We start from the raw sequence: 23,200 nt of genomic DNA on the forward strand, positions 1-23,200 counted from the left end.
GATAAAAAATGCGCATCAATATCGAGACCTCCGAATTGCAGGCTTTCATCGCCGTGGCGCGCCAATCCAGCTTCCGGGCGGCGGCCGAGGGCCTGTTCATCACCCAGCCGGCGCTGAGCCGGCGCATCGAGAACCTGGAACAGGCGCTGCAGGAACGCCTGTTCGACCGCACCACCCGGCGCGTTTCCCTGACCCCGGCCGGCGAGCTGTTCCTGGTGCATGCCCAGGCCGTGATGGAAGAACTGGAACTGGCCGTCAAGAGCGTGGAGCAGGGCATGGCGCAGCGCCGCCAGCATGTGACGGTGGCCTGCGTGCCTTCGGTGGCGAACAACCTGCTGCCGCAGGTATTGAAGCCCTATGCGCGCAGCCATCCCAATGTGCGGGTGCGCATCATCGACGAGAGCGCAGCCGACGTACTGGAAAGCGTGCGCAAGGGCGAGGCGGACTTCGGCGTGAACTTCATCGGTGCACAGGAAGCCGAGATCGATTTCGAAGAACTGACCCGCGAGCGCTACCTGGCGGTCATGCCGGCCCATCATCCTTTGGCCGCGCATGTCACCCTGAACTGGAAATCACTGGCCGGGGAAAAGCTGGTCTCGGTCTCGTCCAGCAGCGGTAACCGCAGCCTGATCGACAATGCCTTCGCCCGCGTACCGCAGCGCCCGGTAGTCCAGTACGAGACCAACCACGTGGCCGGCGCCATCAGCCTGGTCGCCGCCGGCCTGGGCGTAGCCCTGCTGCCGGAGCTGGCACTGCGCAATGCCCCCTACAAGGGCATCGTGGCGCGCCCGGTGACCAGCCCGGTCCTGAGCCGCGCCATGGGCCTGATCAGCCTGAAGGGACGGGTACTCAACCCGGCCGCAGCGACGCTGGCCCAGGCGTTGCGCGATGCGATCATGACCAGGGGCAAGAGATCGTCAGCGCGGGAAGGCTGACCCTGGCCGGACTGCCTATTTTTTGTGCGGTTTATTGGGAGGGCAGGCGGGGACGCCGCTTGCGCATCGGGGAAATGGGTTATCCACAAATTTATGCACATAAATCGTGGATAAGTTTCCTGCAACGACGGGGCTTCTGGCGAGGTTGCGTAAATTGTTTGCAAAATCGCGGCCCATAAAAAAGGCCCTCGCTGGGGAGGGCCTTTTTGGGGTGTTCTTGTCTGCTCCGGAGGCAGGTTTTCCTGCCTGGCAGGGCTGCCGAATTCCGAAGAGGGGGCGATTATATAGGCTCTGCAAAAAAAATGAAACTGCTCTTGGCAGAAAAAAGATCGGTTTGCTGGCGGGCGGTGCGGGAGCGTTGATCCTGGGGATTTTTCACCGGTTTCCGGGGATGGGTGCAAGGAAATCTGTTTGTCTGAACGGGTGTTCAGTGGCGAACGGATCAGCGGGGTATTCGATGCACTGACGTCGCAAGCGACGAAAACCTGCTACGCCCTGGTGGCAAAGAGTTTGGTTCAAATCCACCTGTCCCGGAAATAAAAAATGTCGCACCCCCGGTGGGGGCAGCGCGGCCCTGTCAGTGGTTTATATGTGCTAAATCGATATTTGCCATTCTGTCCGGACAATAGAGGACAAAGACGCAGCGTAAAACGAGGTATTTTCAACAGCGACGACAGAGTTGATTTCTGGGTCAGAAAACAAAAATGCACCCCGAGAGGTGCATTCTTAAAAAGGACTTCTGGTGCCGGGAGCCGGAATCGAACCGGCACGCCTTGCGGCGCGGGATTTTGAGTCCCGTGCGTCTACCTATTCCGCCATCCCGGCGACGCGAGCCGGTGATTATTGCCGATTTCGTTTTCCGGGGCAAGCCCTTTCATGCTCGCCGGGAAATTATTTACCGCACACCGCTTCGATGGCGCGCTCGCCGGTGGAGCCGGGGATGGGGTCCTGCAGCTTCACGTCCGAGTAGGCCAGTTGCGGCGCCAGCAGCATCTGCCCTTTGCCGTCAGCCTGCGCGTACATCTTGCGGCTGCCAAAGCCGAGCTGGCGGCTGGTGCAGTCGAAATAGGCGGTCGAGACCTCCGACAGGTAATAGGTCTTGCTGCCCTGGCCCATCAACAGTTGCGGACGGCTCCAGTTCAGCAGGATCTGCGCCTGGCGCACGCTGCGGGTAACGACGATGCTGCTCTTGTCGATGAAGAAGCTGCCGATGGTGTTCTCGCCCAGGGGCGACCATTCGGCGCGCGCGGGCAGGCAGGTCGCGGCCAGGAGCAAGGCCAGCGGTGCCGCCACCAGCAGGGTGGGGCGGGGAGCGCGCAGGCGGTGAGGGGACGGTCTATCCATATCGCAGGGCTTCGCGTCAGGTCAGCATCATGGCCAGCATGGCGACATCGTCTTCCAGCAGCAGTATCAGCGGGATGCTCCAGAAGAGCAGTTCGGCCAGTACGCGGTGTCCCGTCATGCGCAGGCTTGCAGCCATGTCCAACTCATCGATCACGAAAATTGAAAGAGCGGCAATCCTAACATGCCCTTTGCAAATCATCATGGGGCCGCCATAGGAAAAATGGCCCGCACGCGGCGAGCCATCTTCTCTTTCAGTGAAGGGCAGTCAGGGGCGCTCAGATTGCCGCAGCCACCGCCTTGCCGACTTCGGTGGTGTTGCTCTTGCCGCCCAGGTCGGGGGTGGTCGGTCCGTTGACCAGCACTTCCTCGATGGCCGCCAGCATGGCGTCGTGGGCCTGGCGATACTTGCCTTCGCCGTTGCCCAGGAAGTCCAGCATCATGGCGCCGGACCAGATCATGGCGACCGGGTTGGCGATGTTCTTGCCGAAGATGTCCGGGGCCGAGCCGTGCACCGGTTCGAACAGCGAGGGCAGTTCACGGGTCGGGTTGATGTTGGCCGAGGGCGCGATGCCGATGGTGCCGGCGCAGGCCGGGCCAAGGTCGGAGAGGATGTCGCCGAACAGGTTGGAGGCCACCACCACGTCGAAGCGGTCCGGGTTCAGGACGAAGTGCGCGGTCAGGATGTCGATGTGGTACTTGTCGCGGCGCACGTCGGGGTACTTGGCGCCCATGGCTTCGACGCGCTCATCCCAGTAGGGCATGGTGATGGCGATGCCGTTGGACTTGGTGGCCGAGGTCAGGTGCTTCTTGGGACGGCTTTGCGCCAGGTCGAAGGCAAACTTGAGGATGCGGTCGGTGCCCTTGCGGCTGAAGACCGATTCCTGGATCACGGTTTCGCGGTCGGTGCCTTCATACATGCGGCCGCCGATGGAGGAGTATTCGCCTTCAGTGTTCTCGCGGACCACGTAGAAATCGATGTCGCCGGGCTTGCGGTTGGCCAGAGGGCAGGGCACGCCGGGCATCAGGCGCACCGGGCGCAGGTTGACGTAGAGGTCGAAGTCGCGGCGGAACTTGAGCAGCGAACCCCACAGCGAGACGTGGTCCGGTACCGTGGCGGGCCAGCCGACGGCGCCGAAGAAGATGGCGTCGAAGCCCTTCAGTTGCTCGAACCAGTCGTCCGGCATCATCTGGCCGTGCTGGGCGTAGTAGTTGCAGTGCGCCCAGTCGAAATGGGTGAATTCGATGTCGATGCCGAATTTCTTGCTGGCGGCCTCGACGGCGCGCAGGCCTTCGGGCATCACTTCCTGGCCGATGCCGTCACCGGCGATGACGGCGATCTTGTGGGTCTTGCTCATCTGCTGTGCTCCTGTGGTCTGTTCTGGACGGTGTAAACGGTGTCCATCATAGAACGCTTCGGGCGAGGGATCATCCACGATCTGGTGATTTTATAAAACACGATTCGTGAATGATGGGCAAAACCTCAGCCCATGAAAAAGGCACTGCCCGGACTGCGGCAGTGCCTTGGTGATGCCTTGAGAGCGGTTCAGCCGCCCAGTGCTTCGCCCCACAGGCTCACGCCCATGCTGTGCTCGGCACCCGGTTCGAGTTCCACCAGGTCGTCCATCACATTGGCGGTCTCGATGCAGAGCATGCGCTGCCAGGCGTCGTCGGCGAACTGCGACAGGCGGCGTGCCTTGCTGACCCAGGGGTTCCACACCACGGCCGAGGTCGAGCCGCTGGCATCGATATGGATGCGGCGGTTCCAGCCTTCGTCGCGGATCGCCAGATGCGCCGGCAGGTCTAGGTAGATGCGGTCGGTTTCGCTGCTGACTACCAACGGGCGCTTCTGTTCGCGCTCGGCCCAGCCTTCCAGGGTTTCGATGTAGCGCTGGCCTTCCAGGCCTTCCACGGTGACGTCGTGGATGCTGCTGACGGCGAAGTAGCTGTGCAGTGCCTGGGTGAGGGCGATGTGCTGCTCGCTGCCGTTGCGGGTGGTGAGCTTGAGGTGCAGGCGGTCGTCGAGGAGGATTTCCAGGCGCAGTTCCAGGCCCGGTGGCAGGTGGCGCAGGGCCGGCGAATCGGTGGTGGGAGGGATGGCCAGCACCAGGCGCACGGTGTCGCCTTCGATGGCGTTTTCCATCAGCAGCCAGGGGATGCCGCGTACCAGGCCGTGCGCCGGCAGGCGGCCACCGGCGTGCAGGGCCTGCACCTGCGGTGGGTTGCGCATCAGGTCGCCGAACCAGGGCCAGCAGACGGGGATACCGCCGCGCACCGAGTTGCCGGCTTCGAAGGCGGCTTCCTCGCTCATCCAGATGATCGGTTCCTGGCCGTGGACCTGGTAACGCAGGACCTGGGCGCCCTGTTCGGCGATCAGCACTTCGGCGCGGGCGGTCTGCACGCGCAGGCATTGCAGCTGGTTGACTTCGATACGCTGGATGTGGGGAAGGTCGGGCGGGACCTCCTGCTCCTCGATGATGCTCATGCCGGTGACTCCAAGAATTCGTTGCGATAGCGCAAGACTGCCACAATTCCTGCGTCTGCGGGTGGTTTGGCGCGCCGCGCGAGGCGGGCCGTATCGGCTGGGTCGCTCTGAATGTGGCGCTTGTTCGGGTGGGTCGTGACCGGACTATAATCCACAGATCGTGGATTTCAATGGCTACAGATCGTGAACAATTCTCCCCTGCTGGAAGACCTGCGTCTGTTCTGTGTGGTGGCGCGCCACAGCAACTTCGCCGAATCGGCGCGCGAGGTCGGCGCTTCGCCGGCCTACATCAGCAAGCGCATTGCGCTGCTGGAGCAGGCGCTGGGCGTACGCTTGTTCCATCGCACCACGCGCAGCGTGGTCATGACCGAGGATGGCGGCAATGTCCATGAATGGGCGCGCAGGATTCTGGATGACGTCGAGCAGATGATGGAAACCGTCAGCAGCGCCAAACGGGTGCCACGTGGACTGCTCAAGATCAGTACCAGCTTCGGGCTGGGGCGCAAGGTGGTCTCGCCCCTGCTGTCGCGCTTTGCCAGCGAGCATCCGGAACTGAAGATCCAGCTGGAGCTGGTGGACCGGCAGATCGACCTGGTCAATGAAGGCATCGATCTGGATATCCGCGTGGGGGCGGGGCATGAACCGCATCTGTTTTCCAAGCGCATCCTGCCCAGCCAGCGGGTGCTGTGCGCCAGTCCGGCCTATCTGAAGAAGCAGGGCGCGCCGGCCGACCTAGCGGCGCTGCGCCAGCACCAGTGCCTGGTGATCCGCGAGCGCAACCAGTCCTTCGGCATCTGGCGCATGATGGGGCCCAAGGGGCAGGAGACGGTCAAGGTCTCGGGGGGACTGGCATCCAACCATGGCGAGATCATCCACCAGTGGGCGGTGGACGGTCACGGCATCATCCTGCGGTCGATCTGGGACGTGGCCGATAGCCTCAAGCGCGGGCGGCTGGTGCGGGTGTTGCCGCAGTATTTCCAGGAGGCCGACCTGTGCGCGGTCTATCCCGTGCAGCTGAAGAATTCAGCCAAGGTGCGCGAGTGCGTGCGCTTCCTGCAAAAGCACCTGGATGTCACGGCGCCGGCGATGACGGTGTGATGGTGCGGCGGTCCTGCGATCCGGCGACCCGGCCGGCAGGCCTCGGGCTGACTGCCTGATGTTCAGCGCACATCAAAGCGTTGCCGCACGATGCGCTCCAGGCCTTGCGCCACGTGGGCCACGGCGCGGTCGTCGGCGTGGCGGGGATGATGCAGCAGGCGCAGCGGCGGCGCCTCCAGTGGCAGGGGCGGGCGCAGGCAGGCCAGCACCACCGGATGGGCAGCGGTGGCGGCCGGCACGCAATACATGGGCATTACCGCGATCAACTCCGAGCCCTGCAGCAGGGCCGGCGCCATCAGGAAGTTGGGGATCACCATGCCGATGCGGCGGCGCAGGCCCTGGGTGGCGAGCTGTTCGTCGATGCGGCGATTGAGCGTGTCATGGCAGGCGATCTGCAGATGGGGATACTCCAGCCAGCGCGCCATGGTCAGCTGTTGCGCCGCCGGGTGGTCGCGCCGCATCACCACCACGCAGCGTTCCTGCAGTACTTCGCGGCCGCGCAGGGTGTTGGTCGGCGTGGCCGCGCCCAGGACCAGGTCGGTCTCGCCGCGCTCCAGGCGGGCGGCGGCATCGGCGTCGCCTTGCCAGGTCTGGAATTCCAGATCCAGCAGGGGCGCTCTGGCGCTCACTTCCTGATACAGCGGCTGTGCCACCACCTGGGCGGGATAGTCGGGCATGAGGATGCGCACCCGGCGCGCCAGCGTAGCCAGGTCCTGCTCGTGCGCCGGGGACGCGGCGCCATCGCCGCCCAGTGCCAGGCGCAGCGGCTCGCGCAGGGTTTGCGCGAGGCTGCTCAGGCGCATCTGCTGGCCGCCATCTTCCAGCAGGGGATCGCGCAGCAACTGACGGCAGCGTTCCAGCGCATTGGCGGCAGCCGGCAAGGGCAAGCCCACGCGGGCGGCGGCGCGTGCCAGGTGGACTTCATCGAGGATGGCGTCGAGCAGGCGCAGCAGACGTTGATCCATGGTGGCCAGCGCCAGCAGGGCAGGTGAAGAGGTGAGAGCAGCGGAATTCATGACGCGATCGGGCCAAAAGAGAATGGCCCGCCGCCAGGACGGCAACGGGCCAGGGGCGGGAGTGTAGCCTGATCGCTGCAGGGCTACAAGCGTCTGCGGAGCGCGCTCAGCCGAAGGCTTCCTTGATGGTCTGTATCTTGCCCATGTCGCTGGCGTCGTAGCCGGCCAGGTTGTTGACCACCTTGCGGAAACCATCCGATTGCAGGATGTCGATCACGGCGCGGATCAGCGGGTCTTGCAGGGAGGCCGCGGGCAGGGCGAAGAAGTAGCGTTCGCGTACCAGCGGGATGAAGCCCAGGCCGAAGCGGTGGGCCGCTGTCTGCACGCCGAAGCCGACATCGGCCATGCCGCTGGCGATGAAGGCGGCTACCGCCGAGTGGGTGAACTCGGTATTTTCGAAGCCGTTGATCTTCTTGTGGGCGATGCCGGCGCCAGCCAGCATCAGCTCCAGCAGCATGCGCGTGCCGGAGCCGGCTTCGCGGTTGACGAAGCGCAGGTCGCTGCGAACGAGGTCCGGCAGTCCGCGCAGGCCCTTGGGGTTGTCCGGTTCGACGAACAGGCCCTGGTTGCGGATGGCCAGGTGGATTAGGCAATCGCTGCGCTTGTTGAGCCACTTGGCATAGGTGGCGATGGCCGGTTTCTCGAATTCGCCCAGCGGAACGTGAAAACCGGCCAGGTCGCACTCCTGGCGCGACAGCGCGGCCACGGCATCGGTGCTGTGGCGGTAGCGTACTTCCACCGGCAGGCGAGCCTCGTTGATCTTGCCCAGCAGCGCTGCGACCGCAAAGCCGTGGCTGGCATTGAGCCGCACCTTCTCGGACTGGCCTTCGACCGTCTTGCCCAGTTCCACTTCCAGCTCCGAGGCCAGGCTGTCCAGGGTCGGCGACAGGCGCGCCGTCACCAGCCGGTCGGCCCATAACAGCTTGCTGGCGAAATCGGTGAGTGTGGTGCCACGGCCACGGCCGCTTTCTATCAGTGCGTTGCCAAACATCCTTTCCGCATCGCGCAATAGTCCCCAGGCGTGCCGGTAGGAATAGCGCGTCAATTGCGCGGCACGCGCAATGGAGCCGCTTTGCTGGATCGCCGTGAGCAGTTGCAGCAGGTTGGCCGTGTCCAGAGCCACCTCATTGTCATAGGCGATTTCCCAGTGCGGTTTGATGTGGACTTTGAACATTTAGGCAAAATAAAGCATATTGAAACGACAGTTTATCGGTGATAATTTCGCGTCACTCCGCATAAATGATAAAAAATATATGCGGCGTTGTACATATATAAATAAATTAAAAGAGAAGGATAGCGCCGCAAAGATGGGTCGGTTTCACGATCCGGCCCTACCGGCTTTGCGATGCAGTCCTTCCTTCGATTTACCCACCACACACACTCAAAAATATTCGGAGGAATAATGGCTTTCGATTTCCTGAACAAGGAACATACAGTCGCCAAGCCTGGCTTCAATCGCTGGCTGGTACCGCCAGCAGCACTCGCAATCCACCTTTGCATCGGCATGGCCTACGGTTTTTCCGTGTTCTGGCTGCCGCTGTCCAAGGCCCTGGGCGTGACCGCGCCCATCGCCTGCGGCGCCGATGTCGGCTTCTTCGCCCAGGTCTTCTCGTCCTCCTGTGACTGGAAGATCTCCATGCTGGGCTGGATGTACACCATGTTCTTCGTCCTGCTGGGCATCTCCGCCGCGCTGTGGGGTGGCTGGCTGGAACACGCCGGTCCCCGCAAGGCCGGCGTGGTCGCTGCCATCTGCTGGTGCGGCGGCCTGCTGATCTCGGCCCTGGGCGTGAAGACGCACCAGATCTGGCTGATGTGGCTGGGCTCGGGCGTGATCGGCGGCGTTGGTCTGGGCCTGGGCTATATCTCGCCCGTGTCCACGCTGATCAAGTGGTTCCCTGACCGTCGCGGCATGGCCACCGGCATGGCCATCATGGGCTTCGGTGGTGGTGCGCTGGTCGGCACCCCGCTGGCCGATGCCCTGATGAAGAAGTTCGCCACCCCCACTTCCGTGGGCGTGTGGGAAACCTTCGTGGTCATGGCCGTGATCTACTTCGTCTTCATGATGGCTGGCGCCTTCGGCTACCGCGTGCCGCCTTCGGGCTGGAAGCCGGCCGGCTGGACCCCGCCGGTGGCCAAGTCCTCGGCCACGATGATCACCCAGAACCACGTGCACGTCTCCAAGGTCTGGGGCATTCCCCAGTTCTGGCTGGTGTGGCTGGTGCTCTGCCTGAACGTGTCGGCCGGTATCGGCGTCATCGGCATCGCCTCGCCGATGCTGCAGGAAGTGTTCGGCGGCAAGCTGCTGGGCGTGGACATCGGCTTCAATGACCTGTCGGTCGATCAGAAGACCGCCATCGCGGCGCTGGCCGCCGGCTTCACCGGTCTGATCTCGCTGTTCAACATCGGTGGTCGTTTCGCCTGGGCTTCGTGCTCGGACTTCTTCGGCCGCAAGATGACCTACGCCATCTTCTTCGTGCTGGGCTTCGTGCTGTACGTGAGCCTGCCGTGGTCGGCCAAGGCCGGCAACATCCCGCTGTTCGTGGGTGCGGTCTGCATCATCCTGTCGATGTACGGCGGCGGTTTCGCGACCGTGCCGGCTTACCTGGCCGACCTGTTCGGCACCCAGATGGTGGGCGCCATCCACGGCCGTCTGCTGACCGCGTGGGCGACCGCCGGCATCCTGGGCCCGGTGGTGGTGAACTACATGCGTGAATACCAGCTCTCCCTGGGCATGCCCAAGAGCCAGGTCTACAACACCACCATGTACATCCTGGCCGGCATGCTGGTGCTGGGTCTGATCTGCAACCTGCTGATCCGCCCGGTCGCTGCCAAGCACTTCATGACCCCGGAAGAACTGGCCCGCGAAAAGCAGCTGGCCCACGAAAAGTCGGCTGCCGATGCAGCTGCCACCGCTGGTTCCGGCGACATGTCGCAGATCGGTTCCGGCGGCAACCCGGTGGTGATCGGTCTGGCCTGGGCGGCCGTCGGCATTCCGCTGGTCTGGGGTATCACCCTGGTGTTGCAGAAGTCGGCCGTGCTGTTCCGCTGATCGCGTAGTCCCTGTTTCAAACTCGACTGCAGGCCGGCTCCACCCGGCCTGCACGAGAGACCCCAGCGGCGAAAGCCGCTGACACAAGCTGCCCTGCAACGTGAGCAGCGGCAGCTTGTGTCAGCGACTATCAAAAAATCAGGAGCGCAGTCCGTCCACCCGGTAGAGGGCAGGCCCGCATCCTCAGTGTTCACACCAACCCCGAAGGCAGGGCGAACATGCAACAACGGAGACCAGCTGTTCCACCAAGCACGATCGTGCGCGCCCATCCCCGGGCCTGCGCTGCGCTGCTGCATGCCGCTTCCCTTCGCCTGATCTGTTTCCAGCAGGCCGCCCCTCCGTAGGCGCGGTCCCACCCCTTTCATTCGTCATTTGCGCGGTCCATAGAAGATCCTCCGGGAGAAGGACGAGGTCCGCATCAAGGCAACACAGGAGGCAACAATGAAGCAGCAACAAGTTTTCGACGTGGCGGCGGTGCGCAGCATCATCGCCGATCGCAAGGACATGGCCGGTGCCATGCTCCCCATCCTGCACGGCATCCAGGAAAAGGTGGGGTACATCCCTGCCGATGCGGTGCCCATGATCGCCGGCGAGCTCAATGTCTCGCGCGCCGAAGTACACGGGGTGATCTCGTTCTATCACTTCTTCCGCCAGGAGCCGGCCGGCCAGCACGTGGTGCAGGTCTGCCGTGCCGAGGCCTGCCAGGCACGCGGCAGCGAGGCCCTGGCCGAACATGCGCAGAACGTGCTGGGCTGCGGCTTCCATGAGACCAGCGCCGACGGCAAGTTCACCCTGGAACCGGTGTATTGCCTGGGCCAGTGCGCCATCGGCCCCAACCTGACCATCAATGACGAGCTGCACGCCCGCGTCGATGCCGACAAGTTCAAGCGCCTGATCCAGGCCAAGCGGGAGGCATGATGAGCGCCAACGATATCGTCACCATCTACGTTCCCCGCGACTCCACCGCGCTGGCCCTGGGCGCCAATGAGGTGGCCACTGCCATCGCCGCCGAGGCCGACAGGCGCGGCCAGTCCATCAAGCTGGTGCGCAATGGCTCGCGCGGCATGTTCTGGCTGGAGCCGCTGGTAGAGGTGGCCACCGCCGCCGGCCGCGTGGCCTATGGACCGGTCGCGCCGGAGGATGTGGCGGGCCTGTTCGATGCCGGCCTGCTGGCGGGCGGCACTCATGCGCTGCATCTCGGTCTGACCGAGGACATCCCCTTCCTGAAGAACCAGGAGCGCCTGACCTTCGCCCGCGTCGGCATCATCGATCCGCTCTCCCTGGACGATTACCTGGCCCATGAAGGTTATGTCGGCCTCAAGAATGCGCTGACCAAGACCCCCGAGGCCATCGTCGAGGAAATGATCGCCTCCGGCCTGCGCGGCCGCGGTGGTGCGGCTTTCCCCACCGGCATCAAGTGGCAGACCGTGCTGCGCGCACCTGCCGCGCAGAAGTACGTGGTCTGCAATGCCGACGAGGGCGATTCCGGCACCTTCTCGGATCGCATGATCATGGAAGACGACCCCTTCACCCTGATCGAGGGCATGACCATCGCCGCCCTGGCCGTGGGCGCGAGCGAGGGCTATGTCTATGTGCGCTCCGAATATCCGCATTCGATTGCCACGCTGAACGAGGCCATCGCCATCGCCACGGCGCGTGGTTATCTGGGCGAGAACATCCTGGGCTCGGGCAAGTCCTTCCACCTGGAAGTGCGCAAGGGAGCGGGCGCCTACATCTGCGGCGAAGAGACCGCCATGCTCGAAAGCCTGGAAGGCAAGCGAGGCGTGGTGCGCGCCAAGCCGCCGCTGCCGGCCATCGAAGGCTTGTTCGGCAAGCCGACGGTGATCAACAACCTGATTTCGCTGGCCTCGGTGCCGGTGATCCTGGCGCGTGGCGCGGACTTCTACAAGAACTTTGGCGTGGGTCGTTCGCATGGCACTTTGCCATTCCAGCTGGCCGGCAACATCCGCCAGGGCGGACTGGTGGAAAAGGCCTTCGGTCTCACCCTGCGCCAGTTGCTCGAAGACTTCGGTGGCGGCAGCGCCAGCGGTCGGGCTATCCGCGCAGTGCAGATGGGCGGCCCGCTGGGCGCCTACCTGCCGCAGTCGCAGTTCGATACCCCGCTCGACTATGAAGCCTTTGCCGCCATCGGCGCCATGATCGGTCACGGCGGCCTGGTGGCCTTCGACGATACGGTCGACATGGCCCGCCAGGCCCGTTACGCCATGCAGTTCTGTGCCGTGGAGTCCTGCGGCAAGTGCACGCCTTGCCGCATCGGCTCGACCCGGGGCGTGGAGGTGATCGACAAGATCATCGCCAACGATGAGCGGCCACAACAGATCCATCTGTTGAAGAGCCTGTGCGACACCATGGTCAATGGCTCGCTGTGTGCCATGGGCGGCATGACGCCGTTCCCGGTGCTGTCGGCGCTGAACCATTTCCCGGAAGACTTCGGCGCGCCCAGCGAACAGGCAGCCTGATCCCATCACCGAATGCAGAGGAGTTGCAACATGAACCAGCTCAATGAAACGGATTACGGCACGCCGGCGCGTGTCTCGGAAAACATGGTCACGCTGGAGATCGACGGCGTGGCCGTGACGGTCCCGGCCGGCACCTCGGTGATGCGCGCTTCGGTGGAGGCCGGCATCAACGTACCCAAGCTGTGTGCCACCGACAGCCTGGAACCCTTCGGTTCCTGCCGCCTGTGCCTGGTGGAAATCGAAAAGGATGGCCGCAAGATGAAGGGCTATCCGGCCTCCTGCACCACGCCCTGCGAACCAGGCATGAAGGTACAGACCCAGACCCCCAAGCTGGCCGAGATCCGCCGTGGCGTGATGGAGCTCTATATCTCCGACCACCCGCTTGATTGCCTGACCTGTCCCACCAACGGCAACTGCGAACTGCAGGACATGGCCGGCGTGGTCGGCCTGCGCGAAGTGCGCTACGGCTACGAGGGTGAGAACCATCTCAAGCTGAAGAAGGATGAATCCAATCCCTACTTCACCTATGACGCCTCCAAGTGCATCGTCTGCAACCGTTGCGTACGGGCCTGCGAAGAAACCCAGGGTACCTTTGCCCTGACCATCAACGGTCGCGGCTTCGAATCGCGCGTCTCGGCCGGGCAGATGGAAAGCTTCATGGAATCCGAATGCGTCTCCTGCGGCGCCTGCGTGGAAGCCTGCCCGACCGCGACCCTGACCGAGAAGACCGTCATCATGCTGGGCCAAGCCGAGCACAGCGCCGTCACCACCTGCGCCTATTGCGGCGTGGGTTGCTCCTTCAAGGCCGAGATGAAGGGCAACGAAGTGGTGCGCATGGTGCCGTACAAGGACGGTAAGGCCAACCAGGGCCACTCCTGCGTCAAGGGCCGCTTCGCCTGGGGCTATGCGACCCACAAGGACCGCATCCTCAACCCCATGATCCGCAAGAGCATCAACGATCCCTGGCGTGAAGTCTCGTGGGAAGAGGCGCTGTCCTATGCGGCCAGCGAATTCCGCCGCATCCAGGCCAAGCATGGCAAGGATTCCATCGGCGGCATCACTTCCTCGCGCTGCACCAACGAAGAAACCTACCTGGTCCAGAAGCTGGTGCGCGCCGCCTTCGGCAACAACAACGTCGACACCTGCGCCCGCGTGTGCCACTCGCCCACCGGCTATGGCTTGAAGCAGACCCTGGGAGAATCGGCCGGCACCCAGACCTTCGAATCGGTGATGAAGTCCGATGTCATCCTCATCATGGGCGCCAACCCGGCCTCCGGCCACCCGGTGTTTGCCTCGCAGATCAAGCGTCGCGTGCGCCAGGGCGCCAAGCTGATCGTGATCGACCCGCGTACCACCGAGATGGTCAAGTCGCCGCACGTGCAGGCCGACTACCACTTGAAGCTGCGGCCCGGCACCAACACCGCCATCATCACCGCGCTGGCCCACGTGATCCTGTCCGAGGGCCTGCAGGACGAGACCTACATCCAGGAACGCTGCGACCTCCAGTCTTACAAGGACTGGAAGGAGTTCGTGCTGCGCGAGGACAATTCCCCCGAAGCCATGGCCGCCATCACCGGCGTGCCGGCCGAGACCCTGCGTGGCGCGGCCCGGCTGTACGCCACCGGCGGCAATGCGGCGATCTACTACGGCCTGGGCGTGACCGAGCATGCACAGGGTTCGACCACGGTCATGGGCATCGCCAACCTGGCCATGTGTACCGGCAACGTCGGCCGCGAAGGCGTGGGCGTGAACCCGCTGCGTGGCCAGAACAATGTCCAGGGTTCCTGCGACATGGGCTCCTTCCCGCATGAGCTGCCGGGCTATCGGCATATCTCGGACTCCACCGTGCGCAGCCAGTTCGAACAGGCCTGGGGCGTGACGCTGAACCCGGAACCGGGCCTGCGCATTCCCAACATGTTCGATGCGGCGCTGGATGGCAGCTTCAAGGGCCTGTACTGCGAAGGCGAGGACATCGTCCAGTCCGACCCCAACACCCAGCACGTGGCCGCGGCCCTGCAGGCGATGGAATGCATCGTGGTGCAGGACCTGTTCCTGAACGAAACGGCCAAGTACGCGCACGTGTTCCTGCCCGGTTCCTCCTTCCTGGAAAAGGATGGCACCTTCACCAACGCCGAACGCCGCATCTCGCGCGTGCGCAAGGTGATGCCGGCCAAGGCCGGCAAGTCCGACTGGGAAGTCACGGTGGCCCTGGCCGAAGCGCTGGGTTACCCGATGCCGTACAATCACCCCTCTGAAATCATGGACGAGATCGCCGCCCTGACCCCCAGCTTCCATGGCGTGAGCTACGACAAGCTGGAAAAACTGGGCAGCATCCAGTGGCCCTGCAACGAAGCGGCACCGGAAGGCACGCCCATCATGCACGTCGGCAGCTTCATCCGTGGCAAGGGCAAGTTCATCAACACGCAATACTTCGCCACCGACGAGAAGGTGACCCAGCGTTATCCGCTGATCCTGACCACCGGCCGTATCCTGTCGCAGTACAACGTCGGCGCGCAGACGCGCCGCACCGAGAACTCGCAATGGCATAGCGAAGACCGGCTGGAAATCCATCCGCACGATGCCGAGGATCGCGGCATCCGCGAGGGCGACTGGGTCGGCGTGGAGTCGCGGGCCGGCCAGACGGTGTTGCGCGCCACGGTGACCGAGAACGTGCAGCCGGGTGTGGTCTATACCACCTTCCACTTCCCGGAGTCCGGCGCCAATGTGATCACCACCGACAACTCCGACTGGGCCACCAACTGCCCCGAGTACAAGGTGACGGCGGTGCAGGTCTTGCCGGTATCGCAGCCATCGGAGTGGCAGCAGCACTACGAGCGCTTCAACCGCGAGCAGCTGGATTTGCTCAAGGGAGACAGGCAGGCTGCCCCGCAGGCCGAACCACTGGTGACCAAGTAAGCAGCGCAGCGATGGCGGGCTCGCGCTGCCATGATGGTTTCAGATGTGCAGACGAGCCTAGGGCCTGTTCACACTCAATCTGCGAGATGCGTTGCGCCCAGAAGTCGTGGTGGCAAGGCGTGCGGCAAGGCTGGTGGTGGTGCCACCAGCCTTGCCGTGCAACGCCGCCAGCGCGCCTTCTGGGCGCAACCCTCCGGGAGAGGCCGGCAAGCGTCGCCTGCCGTTGTTGCAGCTCCTTGCCGTAGCACCACTACGGCGCGTCGCTGCGCCTAGGCAGTCAACGCTTGACGACCTCTCGCACTCACAGATTGAGTGTGAACAGGCCCTAATCCAAACCGCGCAGGACAGCATGAACACACGCAACAGCAGCAACCCCAGTAGCCCCAGTATCGATGAAACCACCGGCGAGTACGCCACCTTTGCCCGCGTCCAGGTGGATCGCTGGCGGGATGGGCAGCGCGAGACGGTGGAGGACGTGGTGGCCGAAGAGGTCCCCATCGCGCTGGAGTACAACGGCATTTCGCACGCGGTGATGATGGCCACGCCCGCTGACCTCGAAGATTTCGCATTGGGTTTTTCGCTCACCGAAGGCATCCTTGCCAGCCCGGGCGAATTGTACGAATGCGACATCGTCCCCGGTTGTGAAGGCGTGCAGGTACAGATGCGCATCGCCACGGAGCGCTTCGTGGCGTTGAAGGAAAAGCGTCGCAACCTGACCGGCCGTACCGGTTGCGGTCTGTGCGGCGCCGAGACGCTGGAGCAGGCGGTGCGCCATCCGCAGGCGGTACAGGGTGGCGCCGGCTTTACGGTGGCGCAGGTGCATGCCGCCTTCGAGCAGATGCAGGTCGGCCAGCAACTGCAGCAAGCCACCGGTGCCACCCATGCGGCGGCGTGGATGGATGCAGCGGGTCGTATCGTGCTGGTGCGGGAGGATGTCGGTCGCCACAATGCGCTGGACAAGTTGATCGGCGCGCTGGCCGAAGAGAAGACGGATTTCTCGCAGGGTGCGGCCATCATCACCAGCCGCGCCAGCTACGAGATGGTGCAGAAGGCGGCCACGGTCGGCATCGGCTTCATCGCCGCCGTCTCGGCCCCGACCGCCCTGGCCATCCGCCTGGCCGAGGAAACCGATGTCACGCTGCTGGGCTTTGTGCGCAAGCAGGGCCACGTGGTGTATGCGCGCCCGCATCGTCTGCGTTGAACCATCCGCGCCGGGCCGCTTGCCCGCGTGAACCGATTGAACAATATTGCAGGAGGAGACTCATGAATACCGAACACCTGGTCAAGATGGCCAACCAGATTGGCAGCTTCTTTTCCACCATGCCGGACCGCGACCAGGCCATGGCCGACCTCGCCACCCATCTCAAGCGCTTCTGGGAACCGCGCATGCGCAAGGCTTTCCTGGAACATATCGACAAGACGCAGGGAGAGGGCGTGAATGCCATCGTGCTGGAGGCGGTGAATCGGCATCTGCAGCAGTTGGCTGCCTGATTCCCGTTGATGCCATGGTGCCGATGTCTGCATGGCATCGGTGCCAGTGCTCCGATAAGCGCCGTCCGCCCCTGCGTCGGACGGCGTTTTCATTTCCCGTTCACGCCGCCAGCGCTGCTTCCGCCACCTCCGCTGCAATCCGGTGGAACCTGCGCCCGAAATAGGCCAGGCCATCTTCTGCGGTCGAGGCCAGGCGGATGTGTCGCACCTCCACGAACAGCACGCTGTGGGTACCGGCCTGCTGCTGCAACACGATATCCCCCTCCAGCACCGCCAGGGCATCGGGCAGGACCGGCTGGCCGTAGTCGCCGGTGATCCACTGCACCTGGCGCATCCGTTCTTCGGGCGCCACGCCGGTCATGCCGGCGATCATGCGCGCCAGTTCTTCCTGGTGCGCGGTCAGGATGTTGATGCACAGGCGACCGTTGCCCACCAGGGTCGCGTGCGCGGCACTCTTGACGTTGATGCACACCAGCACGGTCGCCGGATCGTCCGAGACCGAGCTGACCGCGCTCACGGTCATCGCCGCGCGTCCGGCGGGGCCGTCGGTGGTGATGATGTTGACGGCCGCCGACAGGCGCGCCATGGCATCGCGAAAGTCTTTCTTCATGGTATGTCCATCCAAAAAAGAGATGACATCCGGCACAAGGCTTCGTTATCCTTTGCGCAATCTGCGGCAAGGGTCGGGCGGATGTCGATCAGCAGGTGAGAGGGAGAACGCATCGCTTGGCAAAGCCTGCGTCCTGGGATGAACAATAGACCCTGAGCAAATCAAGGGTCAAATGATTGTCTGGAATGTCGCGCATGAAGCAAATGAATATCGGGGCGGTGGACCTGAACCTGCTCAAGACCTTCATCGTCATCTGGGAGTTGCGCAGCCTCACCGCCGCCGCCGAGCGCCTGCACCTGACGCAACCGGCAGTGAGCCATGCGCTGCGCCGCCTGCGCGAGATGTTCGACGATCCCTTGTTCGTGCGCAGCACCACTTCCATGGTGCCCACCGAGACGGCCATCCGCCTGCACGAGCCGATTGCCCGCGCCCTGGGCATCATCCACGAAGCCCTGCATACCCATTCCAGTTTTGATCCGGCCACAGCCACGCGCAGCTTTCATCTGGTGATGTCGGACATGTCCTGTAGCCACGTGCTGCCGCTGCTCATGGAAGAGCTGGCCCATGCGGCACCGCATGTCTCCATCGAGGTGCAGCAGATGGCCATGGAAAACCTGGGCGCGGCCATGCGCAATGGCGACATCGACCTGGCCTTCGGCTACCTGCCGGGCTTGCCGGAGGATTGCCAGAGCCAGCTGGTGCTCAATGACGACTACATCTGCATGCTGCGCAAGGAGCATCCGATGGTGGGGCAGGCCCTGACCATGGAAAACCTGCTGCAGCTGCGCTACGTCTACACCAACACCAATACCACCGGCCACCAGCTGGCCGAGGATGTGTTGCGCAATGCCGGTGTGAAGCGCGACTTCGCGCTGCGCATGCCGCATTTCACGGTGGCACCGGAGATCGTGCGCCATACCGACCTGGCACTGTTCCTGCCACGCAGCATCGCCGAGCGCCACAATCTGGACGGCGCCTTCGTGCTGCTGGACCTGCCGCTGGAGATGCCGCGCATTCCGGTGAGTCTCTATACCCACACCCGTTTCTCGGCCGACTCGGGTATCCAGTGGCTGCGCAGCCTGTTGATCGAAATGTTCGGGCGCGAAGAGATCGCGCCGTGATGCTTCGCTGAGCCCTGCCCATGGCTGCGGATGACTGTCGCAAATACATGGCATCAGCGGCGCGGATTTGACCATGCAGCCTGCCTGCAACGACACTGCAGGCTGTTCATTTTTCTGCCCCTGCCAGCCCGTGCGCGCCATTGCCTATCACCGTTACGGACCGCCGTCCGTGCTCGAACCGAGCGATCTCGATGAACTTCCCCTGGCGCCTGACCAGGTGCAGGTGGCCATGCATGCGGCCGGCGTGGCGCCGGTCGATACCAAGCTGCGTGCCGGCCTGCTGCAGCATCTGCTGCCGCTGAGTCTGCCCAAGGTTCCCGGTCGGGATGGGGCCGGGGTGATCACGGCCATCGGTGCCGATGTGCAGGGCTTGCAGGTGGGTGACGAGGTCTGCGTCATGCCCGGCATGCTGGGGCGTGGCACCACCCTGGAGTGTGCCGTGCTGCCGCAGCAGCAGGTGGTGCGCAAGCCGGCTAGCCTGTCGATGCAGGAAGGTGCGGCCTTGCTGCAGCCGGGGGCGAGTGCCTGGATTCCGCTGCTGCGCACGGCACGCATCCAGCCCGGCATGCGGGTGCTGATCCACGCCGGTTCCGGCGCGGTGGGTAGCTTGATGGTGCAGTTGGCGGCCCATCTGGGCGCCGATGTGACGGCGACCTGTCGCAGCAGCAATGTCGATTACGTGGCGGGCCTGGGTGCCAGGCAGGTGATCGCCTATGACCGTGACGACTTTTCTGCCGTGCGTGAACAGGATGTGGTGATCGATCTGGTCGGCGGCGCCACCCATGATCGGTCCTACCCGCTGCTGCGGCGTGGCGGTCATCTGGTGTGGCTGGTGGCGGCACCCATCCGCGACAGAGGCAGCGAGTTCGGCGTGACCGTCACCCGCTCCCTGATCGAGGAAGACCAGCAGGTCCTGCAGCAGGTGGTGGACCTGGCCGCGCAAGGCGTATGGCGTCCGGCCATCAGTGCGGTCCTGCCCATGGCGGAGATCGCCCGGGCGCACCAGATGCTGGAAGAGGGCGCGGTGACGCGCGGGCGGCTGGTGCTGGAGATCAACTGACCCTGCTCGGGCTTCTCCCTGGGCCGGTCGGCAGCATCGCCGCAATGCAGGCACAATGGCGCGGTCCGGCGGTTGACGTTCCCGTTCCCCGCCGTTGATCCATCCCCCCTTCAGGAGAGACTCATGTCGATCGCACTCACCGGCGATGTTCCCTATTACGCCGTCATCTTCACTTCCTTGCGTACACCGGGCGACCATGGCTATGGCCGCATGGCCGAGACCATGGTCGAGGCGGCATCGCGCCAGCCGGGCTTCCTGGGTGTGGAGTCGGCGCGGGAAGAGGTCGGCATCACGGTCTCCTACTGGCAGAGCCTGGAGGCTATCGCCGCCTGGAAACGCGATCTCGATCACCTGATGGCCCAGCGCCTGGGACGGGAGCAGTGGTACCAGGCCTATCGCACCCGCATCTGCAAGGTCGAGCGCGACTACGGTTTTGTGCGGGATTAAGCTGATCAGCAATGCTGCTGCAGGAATTCCATCACCGCCTGCGCAAAGCGGGCGGGAATCTGGTCCGGCATCGGGACCATGCCTTCTTCCAGCGTCTGCAGGCGGCTGCCATGGATGGCAGCGGCGATGTGGTCAGCATAGGGCGCGGCATGCGGATCGCGACCGGCGCGCAGCACCAGCGTGGGTGCGCGCACCTGGCCGATGCGCTCTTCCATGCGGTAGTTGCGCACCACGATGTGACCGTGCGAGGCCATGGCGCCGGCCTTGATGGCGTCGCCGATGAAACGCGTGAGCAGCTCGGTATCGCCCTCGCGATAGAAGGGCTGTCGGCGCTGCCACAGTTCTTGCAGGTGGCTGCCGTCGGCGCGGACTTCCACGTCGTCGATGGTGCGCTTGCCCGCATGCGTGGTGCGGCGCGCTGCATCGTTGAAAGGGCAGGAGGACAGCACCAGCGCCGCCACCCGCTGCGGCGCCGCGACCGCCATTTCCATGGCGGTGACGGCGCCGGTGTGGTGGCCCACGACGGCGGCCTTCTGCAATCCCATTCCATCCATCACTTCCAGCGCCAGTTGCGCCCAGCGTTCAATGCTGTGCTGTTCCAGCGGCAGCTTGCAGGAGTCGCCGAAGCCGATGGTATCGATGGCGATGGCATGAAAGCCTTGCCCCAGCAGCGGCAGCACCTCCCTGAATTCATCCCAGGAACGCGGAGTCTGGTGCAGCAACAGCACCGGAAAGCCGGCCCCCGCGCTGGCAACGTGAAGCGGGCCGGCGCTGGTGTCGATGAACTGGCGGCGAATGGGAGAGGTGGTGGACTGCATCAGGCGCGTCTTTCAGGAAATGAACTAAACGATATAAAAGATTATTCCTTCATCAGCACCGAATAGCTTGGCACGTTGTTGGCCCAGCCGGTGGTCAGCGGCGCCACGAACACATTCTCGGTACGGGTGCGGGCGATCTTCCAGACGCCATCGACCTTCTTGAACAGGTTGTTGAGCCGGCTGGAGCGCAGCAGCGAGGAACCGTCGCCGAAAATCCAGGGCTGGCAATGAACCCACTGGCCATCGGCATGGGTGCATTCGGCGTTGACGTGGATCTGTTCCGAGGTGAGGTAATGCACGTTCAAGAGCAGTTCGGGGTCTTTCTTCTGGCCCCAGAAGGCCTGGAAGTGCTTGCGGATGGCGTCCTTGCCGACGGCCTGGCCGAACTGGCCTTCGTAGTAGGCGCCCACGCCTTCCCAGATGGCATCTTCGGCGTAGAGTTCGAGGATCTTCTCGATGCGCTCGGCGTCGTCGGCCACCGGTTCGGGGCAGGGGGTGTCGCACAGGAACATGTAGCGTGCCTGGATGCGACGGATGTCGGCTTCGGCTTCGAGCACGTCGAGACGGCGTTTGAGTTGCAGGATTTCCTGGCTGATATCGGTCATGGTGGGAGGTCTCTGGTTGTTATTGAAAAGCCACCGTACACGCATACACGTACGGTGGTTGCCGACGATGAGCGCAGCGCTGCATCGTCGGCGGAACTGGCAGGCGGCTTGCGCCTTACAGGTAGCGCGCCAGCAGCTTGCGGGTGGCCACGCGCAGGACGCGGTCGAACAGGTAGCCCAGCAGGCCCAGGGCGATGATGCCCACGAACACCCATTCGGTACGGCTGAAGTTGCGTGCTGTCCAGATCAGCGCGCCCAGGCCTTCGCGGGCCGAGACGATTTCCGCCGAGACCACGGTCAGGAAGGAATTGCCCATGGCGATGCGGGCGCCGGTGACCATGAAGGGTACGGTCGAGGGCAGGATCACGGTGGTCAGGATCTTCCACTGTCCGGCACCGAGCGAGGCCGCGGCGCGCAGGCGCAGCGGGTTCACCGCCTGGACCCCGGCAATCGTGTTCAGAGTGACGATGAAGACGGTGGTGTAGAAGATCAGTGCGATTTTCGACAACTCGCCCGGGCCAAGCCAGATCACGGCCAGGGTGACGAAGGCGATCGGCGGGATGAAACGGAAGAACTCGATATAGGGATCGAGCAACTGGCGTACCGTTTCGAAGCGTCCCATGAAGATGCCCAGCGGCACCCCGATCACCACGCCTGCGCCCCAGCCGGCCAGGATGCGGCCGGACGAAGCCAGCACCGACTGTTGCAGGGTGCCGTCGCTGATCAGTTCCAGCGCGGCGGCCCAGGTCATCGAGACCGAGGGCAGGAACAGTGGCGAAGTGGTCATCGAGACCAGTTGCCACAGGACCAGACCACCGACGATGGCGATCACCGAAATCAGGAAAGGACGGGCTGCTTTCATACGACGCCCCAGGTTGGATGGCATGGCCGACTCTTGTGCCGTCGGGGTGGCTGTCTGCGAGAGCTGCGTCATTTCACTAATTCCTCTTCGATCAATCCCTGGGCGCGCAGTACGCGGTTCACTTCGGCGCCGATATCGTCGCGGATGCGGGCGTACAGTGCCATGCAGGCCGGGTCGGCCGGATCGCGCGGATGCGGCAGGTCGATGGTTTCGATGGTCTTGATATGGGCGCGGGGACCGGCGGTCATGGTCACCACACGGTCGGCCAGGAGGATGGCTTCCCAGATGTCGTGGGTGACGAAGACGATGGTGCAACCGGTACTCTTCCAGATGCGGTCCAGTTCGCTTTGCAGCACTTCGCGGGTCTGCGCATCGAGGGCGCCGAAGGGTTCATCCATCAGCACCACCGAAGGCTCGTTGACCAGTACCCGGGCGATCTGGGCACGCTGGCGCATGCCCCCCGACAGTTCGGCGGGAAACTTGTCGATGGCATGCTTCAGGCCCACCAGCGAGACATAGCGCTCGGCAGCCGACCGTCGTTCCGCCGCCGGCACGCCGCGCAGCTTGAGGCCGTATTCAACGTTCTCACGCACGCTCAGCCAGGGAAACAGTGCCTCCGAGGACTGGAACACCACGCCGCGATCCAGCCCCGGTCCCTTGACGCGTTTGCCGTCGATACTGATCTCGCCGGCCACGTCCTGGAAGCCGGCAATCGCATTGAGCAGGGTGGACTTGCCGCAGCCCGACGGACCCAGCAGACAGACGAATTCACCGGCGCGGATATCGAGGTCGATGCCGGCCATGATTTCATTGTTGCCGATGGTCAGGCCCACCCGCTTGATGGAAACAGAGGATCCATGTGCCAT

Annotated in this window: 21 protein-coding genes and 1 tRNA gene; 11 read left to right on the forward strand and 11 right to left on the reverse strand. The window is 63.9% G+C overall.

Annotation, left to right across the window (positions count from 1 at the left end; genetic code table 11):
• Positions 1–8: 8 nt before the first annotated feature.
• Entirely contained in the window at positions 9–935 is a 927-nt protein-coding gene (locus tag HFRIS_RS05965) for a LysR family transcriptional regulator (RefSeq protein WP_006462367.1), read from the forward strand.
• 740 nt (positions 936–1,675) lie between these two features.
• On the opposite strand, the gene HFRIS_RS05970 is transcribed toward HFRIS_RS05965, so the two are convergent.
• The 4 genes from HFRIS_RS05970 to HFRIS_RS05990 form a co-directional block, all read right to left on the reverse strand.
• A tRNA-Leu gene (locus HFRIS_RS05970) sits at positions 1,676–1,760 on the reverse strand.
• Positions 1,761–1,826: 66 nt separating this feature from the next.
• The gene (locus HFRIS_RS05975; protein ID WP_006462368.1) at positions 1,827–2,279 is read right to left on the reverse strand and encodes a surface-adhesin E family protein; all 453 of its coding nucleotides are present in this window, start codon (positions 2,277–2,279) and stop codon (positions 1,827–1,829) included.
• A gap of 275 nt (positions 2,280–2,554) precedes the next feature.
• Positions 2,555–3,634 carry a tartrate dehydrogenase gene (locus HFRIS_RS05985; RefSeq protein ID WP_006462370.1) on the reverse strand — a complete coding sequence of 360 codons (1,080 nt, stop codon included), beginning with the start codon at positions 3,632–3,634 and terminating at the stop codon, positions 2,555–2,557.
• Positions 3,635–3,822: 188 nt separating this feature from the next.
• A complete protein-coding gene (locus HFRIS_RS05990) occupies positions 3,823–4,761 on the reverse strand; it encodes a D-hexose-6-phosphate mutarotase (RefSeq protein WP_006462371.1) in 939 nt (312 codons plus the stop codon).
• A gap of 183 nt (positions 4,762–4,944) precedes the next feature.
• Here HFRIS_RS05990 and HFRIS_RS05995 point away from each other — a divergent pair, with 183 nt between their 5' ends.
• Positions 4,945–5,859, forward strand: a complete 915-nt coding sequence (locus HFRIS_RS05995; RefSeq protein WP_006462372.1) for a LysR family transcriptional regulator — start codon at positions 4,945–4,947, stop codon at positions 5,857–5,859.
• Between the two features lie 62 nt (positions 5,860–5,921).
• Here HFRIS_RS05995 and HFRIS_RS06000 read toward each other — a convergent pair whose 3' ends face one another.
• Positions 5,922–6,875, reverse strand: a complete 954-nt coding sequence (locus HFRIS_RS06000) for a LysR family transcriptional regulator (protein ID WP_006462373.1) — start codon at positions 6,873–6,875, stop codon at positions 5,922–5,924.
• A gap of 106 nt (positions 6,876–6,981) precedes the next feature.
• Positions 6,982–8,049 (reverse strand): substrate-binding domain-containing protein, encoded by a 1,068-nt coding sequence (locus tag HFRIS_RS06005; RefSeq protein ID WP_006462374.1) that lies wholly within the window; start codon positions 8,047–8,049, stop codon positions 6,982–6,984.
• Between the two features lie 228 nt (positions 8,050–8,277).
• On the opposite strand from HFRIS_RS06005, the gene HFRIS_RS06010 reads away from it, so the two are divergent.
• The 6 genes from HFRIS_RS06010 (at position 8,278) to HFRIS_RS06035 (ending at position 16,811) form a co-directional block, all read left to right on the forward strand.
• Positions 8,278–9,924: an OFA family MFS transporter gene (locus HFRIS_RS06010; RefSeq protein WP_006462375.1), complete on the forward strand. Its 1,647-nt coding sequence runs from the start codon at positions 8,278–8,280 to the stop codon at positions 9,922–9,924.
• A gap of 441 nt (positions 9,925–10,365) precedes the next feature.
• Positions 10,366–10,842, forward strand: coding sequence for a formate dehydrogenase subunit gamma (locus HFRIS_RS06015; protein ID WP_006462376.1), 477 nt, complete (start codon positions 10,366–10,368; stop codon positions 10,840–10,842).
• Complete coding sequence (locus HFRIS_RS06020) at positions 10,842–12,404, forward strand: formate dehydrogenase beta subunit (RefSeq protein WP_006462377.1); 1,563 nt, start codon at positions 10,842–10,844, stop codon at positions 12,402–12,404. Before HFRIS_RS06015 ends, HFRIS_RS06020 begins: the two co-directional genes overlap by 1 nt.
• Positions 12,405–12,434: 30 nt before the next feature.
• Positions 12,435–15,320 carry a formate dehydrogenase subunit alpha gene (gene fdhF, locus HFRIS_RS06025; protein WP_006462378.1) on the forward strand — a complete coding sequence of 962 codons (2,886 nt, stop codon included), beginning with the start codon at positions 12,435–12,437 and terminating at the stop codon, positions 15,318–15,320.
• Between the two features lie 349 nt (positions 15,321–15,669).
• Positions 15,670–16,521 carry a formate dehydrogenase accessory sulfurtransferase FdhD gene (gene fdhD, locus HFRIS_RS06030; RefSeq protein ID WP_006462379.1) on the forward strand — a complete coding sequence of 284 codons (852 nt, stop codon included), beginning with the start codon at positions 15,670–15,672 and terminating at the stop codon, positions 16,519–16,521.
• 62 nt (positions 16,522–16,583) lie between these two features.
• Positions 16,584–16,811 carry a formate dehydrogenase subunit delta gene (locus tag HFRIS_RS06035; RefSeq protein WP_006462380.1) on the forward strand — a complete coding sequence of 76 codons (228 nt, stop codon included), beginning with the start codon at positions 16,584–16,586 and terminating at the stop codon, positions 16,809–16,811.
• A gap of 100 nt (positions 16,812–16,911) precedes the next feature.
• Here the strand turns inward: HFRIS_RS06035 and HFRIS_RS06040 are convergent, their stop codons facing one another.
• On the reverse strand, positions 16,912–17,421 hold the full coding sequence (locus tag HFRIS_RS06040; protein ID WP_006462381.1) for a flavin reductase: 510 nt from the start codon (positions 17,419–17,421) through the stop codon (positions 16,912–16,914).
• Positions 17,422–17,615: 194 nt separating this feature from the next.
• On the opposite strand from HFRIS_RS06040, the gene HFRIS_RS06045 reads away from it, so the two are divergent.
• The 3 genes from HFRIS_RS06045 to HFRIS_RS06055 all read left to right on the forward strand — a co-directional run bounded on the left by HFRIS_RS06045 (position 17,616) and on the right by HFRIS_RS06055 (position 20,049).
• On the forward strand, positions 17,616–18,542 hold the full coding sequence (locus tag HFRIS_RS06045; RefSeq protein ID WP_039874714.1) for a LysR family transcriptional regulator: 927 nt from the start codon (positions 17,616–17,618) through the stop codon (positions 18,540–18,542).
• A gap of 130 nt (positions 18,543–18,672) precedes the next feature.
• Positions 18,673–19,602 carry an NADP-dependent oxidoreductase gene (locus HFRIS_RS06050; RefSeq protein ID WP_039874717.1) on the forward strand — a complete coding sequence of 310 codons (930 nt, stop codon included), beginning with the start codon at positions 18,673–18,675 and terminating at the stop codon, positions 19,600–19,602.
• 123 nt (positions 19,603–19,725) lie between these two features.
• On the forward strand, positions 19,726–20,049 hold the full coding sequence (locus tag HFRIS_RS06055; protein WP_006462384.1) for an antibiotic biosynthesis monooxygenase family protein: 324 nt from the start codon (positions 19,726–19,728) through the stop codon (positions 20,047–20,049).
• Between the two features lie 5 nt (positions 20,050–20,054).
• Here the strand turns inward: HFRIS_RS06055 and HFRIS_RS06060 are convergent, their stop codons facing one another.
• The 4 genes from HFRIS_RS06060 to HFRIS_RS06075 all read right to left on the reverse strand — a co-directional run bounded on the left by HFRIS_RS06060 (position 20,055) and on the right by HFRIS_RS06075 (position 23,200).
• On the reverse strand, positions 20,055–20,867 hold the full coding sequence (locus HFRIS_RS06060) for an alpha/beta fold hydrolase (protein ID WP_006462385.1): 813 nt from the start codon (positions 20,865–20,867) through the stop codon (positions 20,055–20,057).
• 41 nt (positions 20,868–20,908) lie between these two features.
• Entirely contained in the window at positions 20,909–21,472 is a 564-nt protein-coding gene (locus tag HFRIS_RS06065) for a nuclear transport factor 2 family protein (protein ID WP_006462386.1), read from the reverse strand.
• Between the two features lie 115 nt (positions 21,473–21,587).
• Positions 21,588–22,406 carry an ABC transporter permease gene (locus tag HFRIS_RS06070; RefSeq protein WP_006462387.1) on the reverse strand — a complete coding sequence of 273 codons (819 nt, stop codon included), beginning with the start codon at positions 22,404–22,406 and terminating at the stop codon, positions 21,588–21,590.
• Positions 22,403–23,200: an ABC transporter ATP-binding protein gene (locus HFRIS_RS06075; RefSeq protein ID WP_006462388.1), complete on the reverse strand. Its 798-nt coding sequence runs from the start codon at positions 23,198–23,200 to the stop codon at positions 22,403–22,405. The genes HFRIS_RS06070 and HFRIS_RS06075 overlap by 4 nt, the downstream gene beginning before the upstream one ends.

The organism is Herbaspirillum frisingense GSF30, from assembly GCF_000300975.2.
Lineage (GTDB): Bacteria > Pseudomonadota > Gammaproteobacteria > Burkholderiales > Burkholderiaceae_D > Herbaspirillum > Herbaspirillum frisingense.

Excerpts from the sequence above, each read along its gene's own strand:
- HFRIS_RS06010 (WP_006462375.1), top strand. The coding sequence starts at position 8,278 with ATGGCTTTCGATTTCCTGAACAAGGAACATACAGTCGCCAAGCCTGGC.
- HFRIS_RS06035 (WP_006462380.1), top strand. The coding sequence starts at position 16,584 with ATGAATACCGAACACCTGGTCAAGATGGCCAACCAGATTGGCAGCTTC.
- HFRIS_RS06000 (WP_006462373.1), bottom strand. The coding sequence starts at position 6,875 with ATGAATTCCGCTGCTCTCACCTCTTCACCTGCCCTGCTGGCGCTGGCC.
- fdhD (WP_006462379.1), top strand. The coding sequence starts at position 15,670 with ATGAACACACGCAACAGCAGCAACCCCAGTAGCCCCAGTATCGATGAA.
- HFRIS_RS05975 (WP_006462368.1), bottom strand. The coding sequence starts at position 2,279 with ATGGATAGACCGTCCCCTCACCGCCTGCGCGCTCCCCGCCCCACCCTG.
- HFRIS_RS06070 (WP_006462387.1), bottom strand. The coding sequence starts at position 22,406 with ATGACGCAGCTCTCGCAGACAGCCACCCCGACGGCACAAGAGTCGGCC.
- HFRIS_RS06065 (WP_006462386.1), bottom strand. The coding sequence starts at position 21,472 with ATGACCGATATCAGCCAGGAAATCCTGCAACTCAAACGCCGTCTCGAC.
- fdhF (WP_006462378.1), top strand. The coding sequence starts at position 12,435 with ATGAACCAGCTCAATGAAACGGATTACGGCACGCCGGCGCGTGTCTCG.
- HFRIS_RS05965 (WP_006462367.1), top strand. The coding sequence starts at position 9 with ATGCGCATCAATATCGAGACCTCCGAATTGCAGGCTTTCATCGCCGTG.
- HFRIS_RS06040 (WP_006462381.1), bottom strand. The coding sequence starts at position 17,421 with ATGAAGAAAGACTTTCGCGATGCCATGGCGCGCCTGTCGGCGGCCGTC.
- HFRIS_RS06020 (WP_006462377.1), top strand. The coding sequence starts at position 10,842 with ATGAGCGCCAACGATATCGTCACCATCTACGTTCCCCGCGACTCCACC.
- HFRIS_RS06055 (WP_006462384.1), top strand. The coding sequence starts at position 19,726 with ATGTCGATCGCACTCACCGGCGATGTTCCCTATTACGCCGTCATCTTC.
- HFRIS_RS06015 (WP_006462376.1), top strand. The coding sequence starts at position 10,366 with ATGAAGCAGCAACAAGTTTTCGACGTGGCGGCGGTGCGCAGCATCATC.
- HFRIS_RS06045 (WP_039874714.1), top strand. The coding sequence starts at position 17,616 with ATGAAGCAAATGAATATCGGGGCGGTGGACCTGAACCTGCTCAAGACC.
- HFRIS_RS06005 (WP_006462374.1), bottom strand. The coding sequence starts at position 8,049 with ATGTTCAAAGTCCACATCAAACCGCACTGGGAAATCGCCTATGACAAT.
- HFRIS_RS05985 (WP_006462370.1), bottom strand. The coding sequence starts at position 3,634 with ATGAGCAAGACCCACAAGATCGCCGTCATCGCCGGTGACGGCATCGGC.
- HFRIS_RS06075 (WP_006462388.1), bottom strand. The coding sequence starts at position 23,200 with ATGGCACATGGATCCTCTGTTTCCATCAAGCGGGTGGGCCTGACCATC.
- HFRIS_RS05990 (WP_006462371.1), bottom strand. The coding sequence starts at position 4,761 with ATGAGCATCATCGAGGAGCAGGAGGTCCCGCCCGACCTTCCCCACATC.
- HFRIS_RS06060 (WP_006462385.1), bottom strand. The coding sequence starts at position 20,867 with ATGCAGTCCACCACCTCTCCCATTCGCCGCCAGTTCATCGACACCAGC.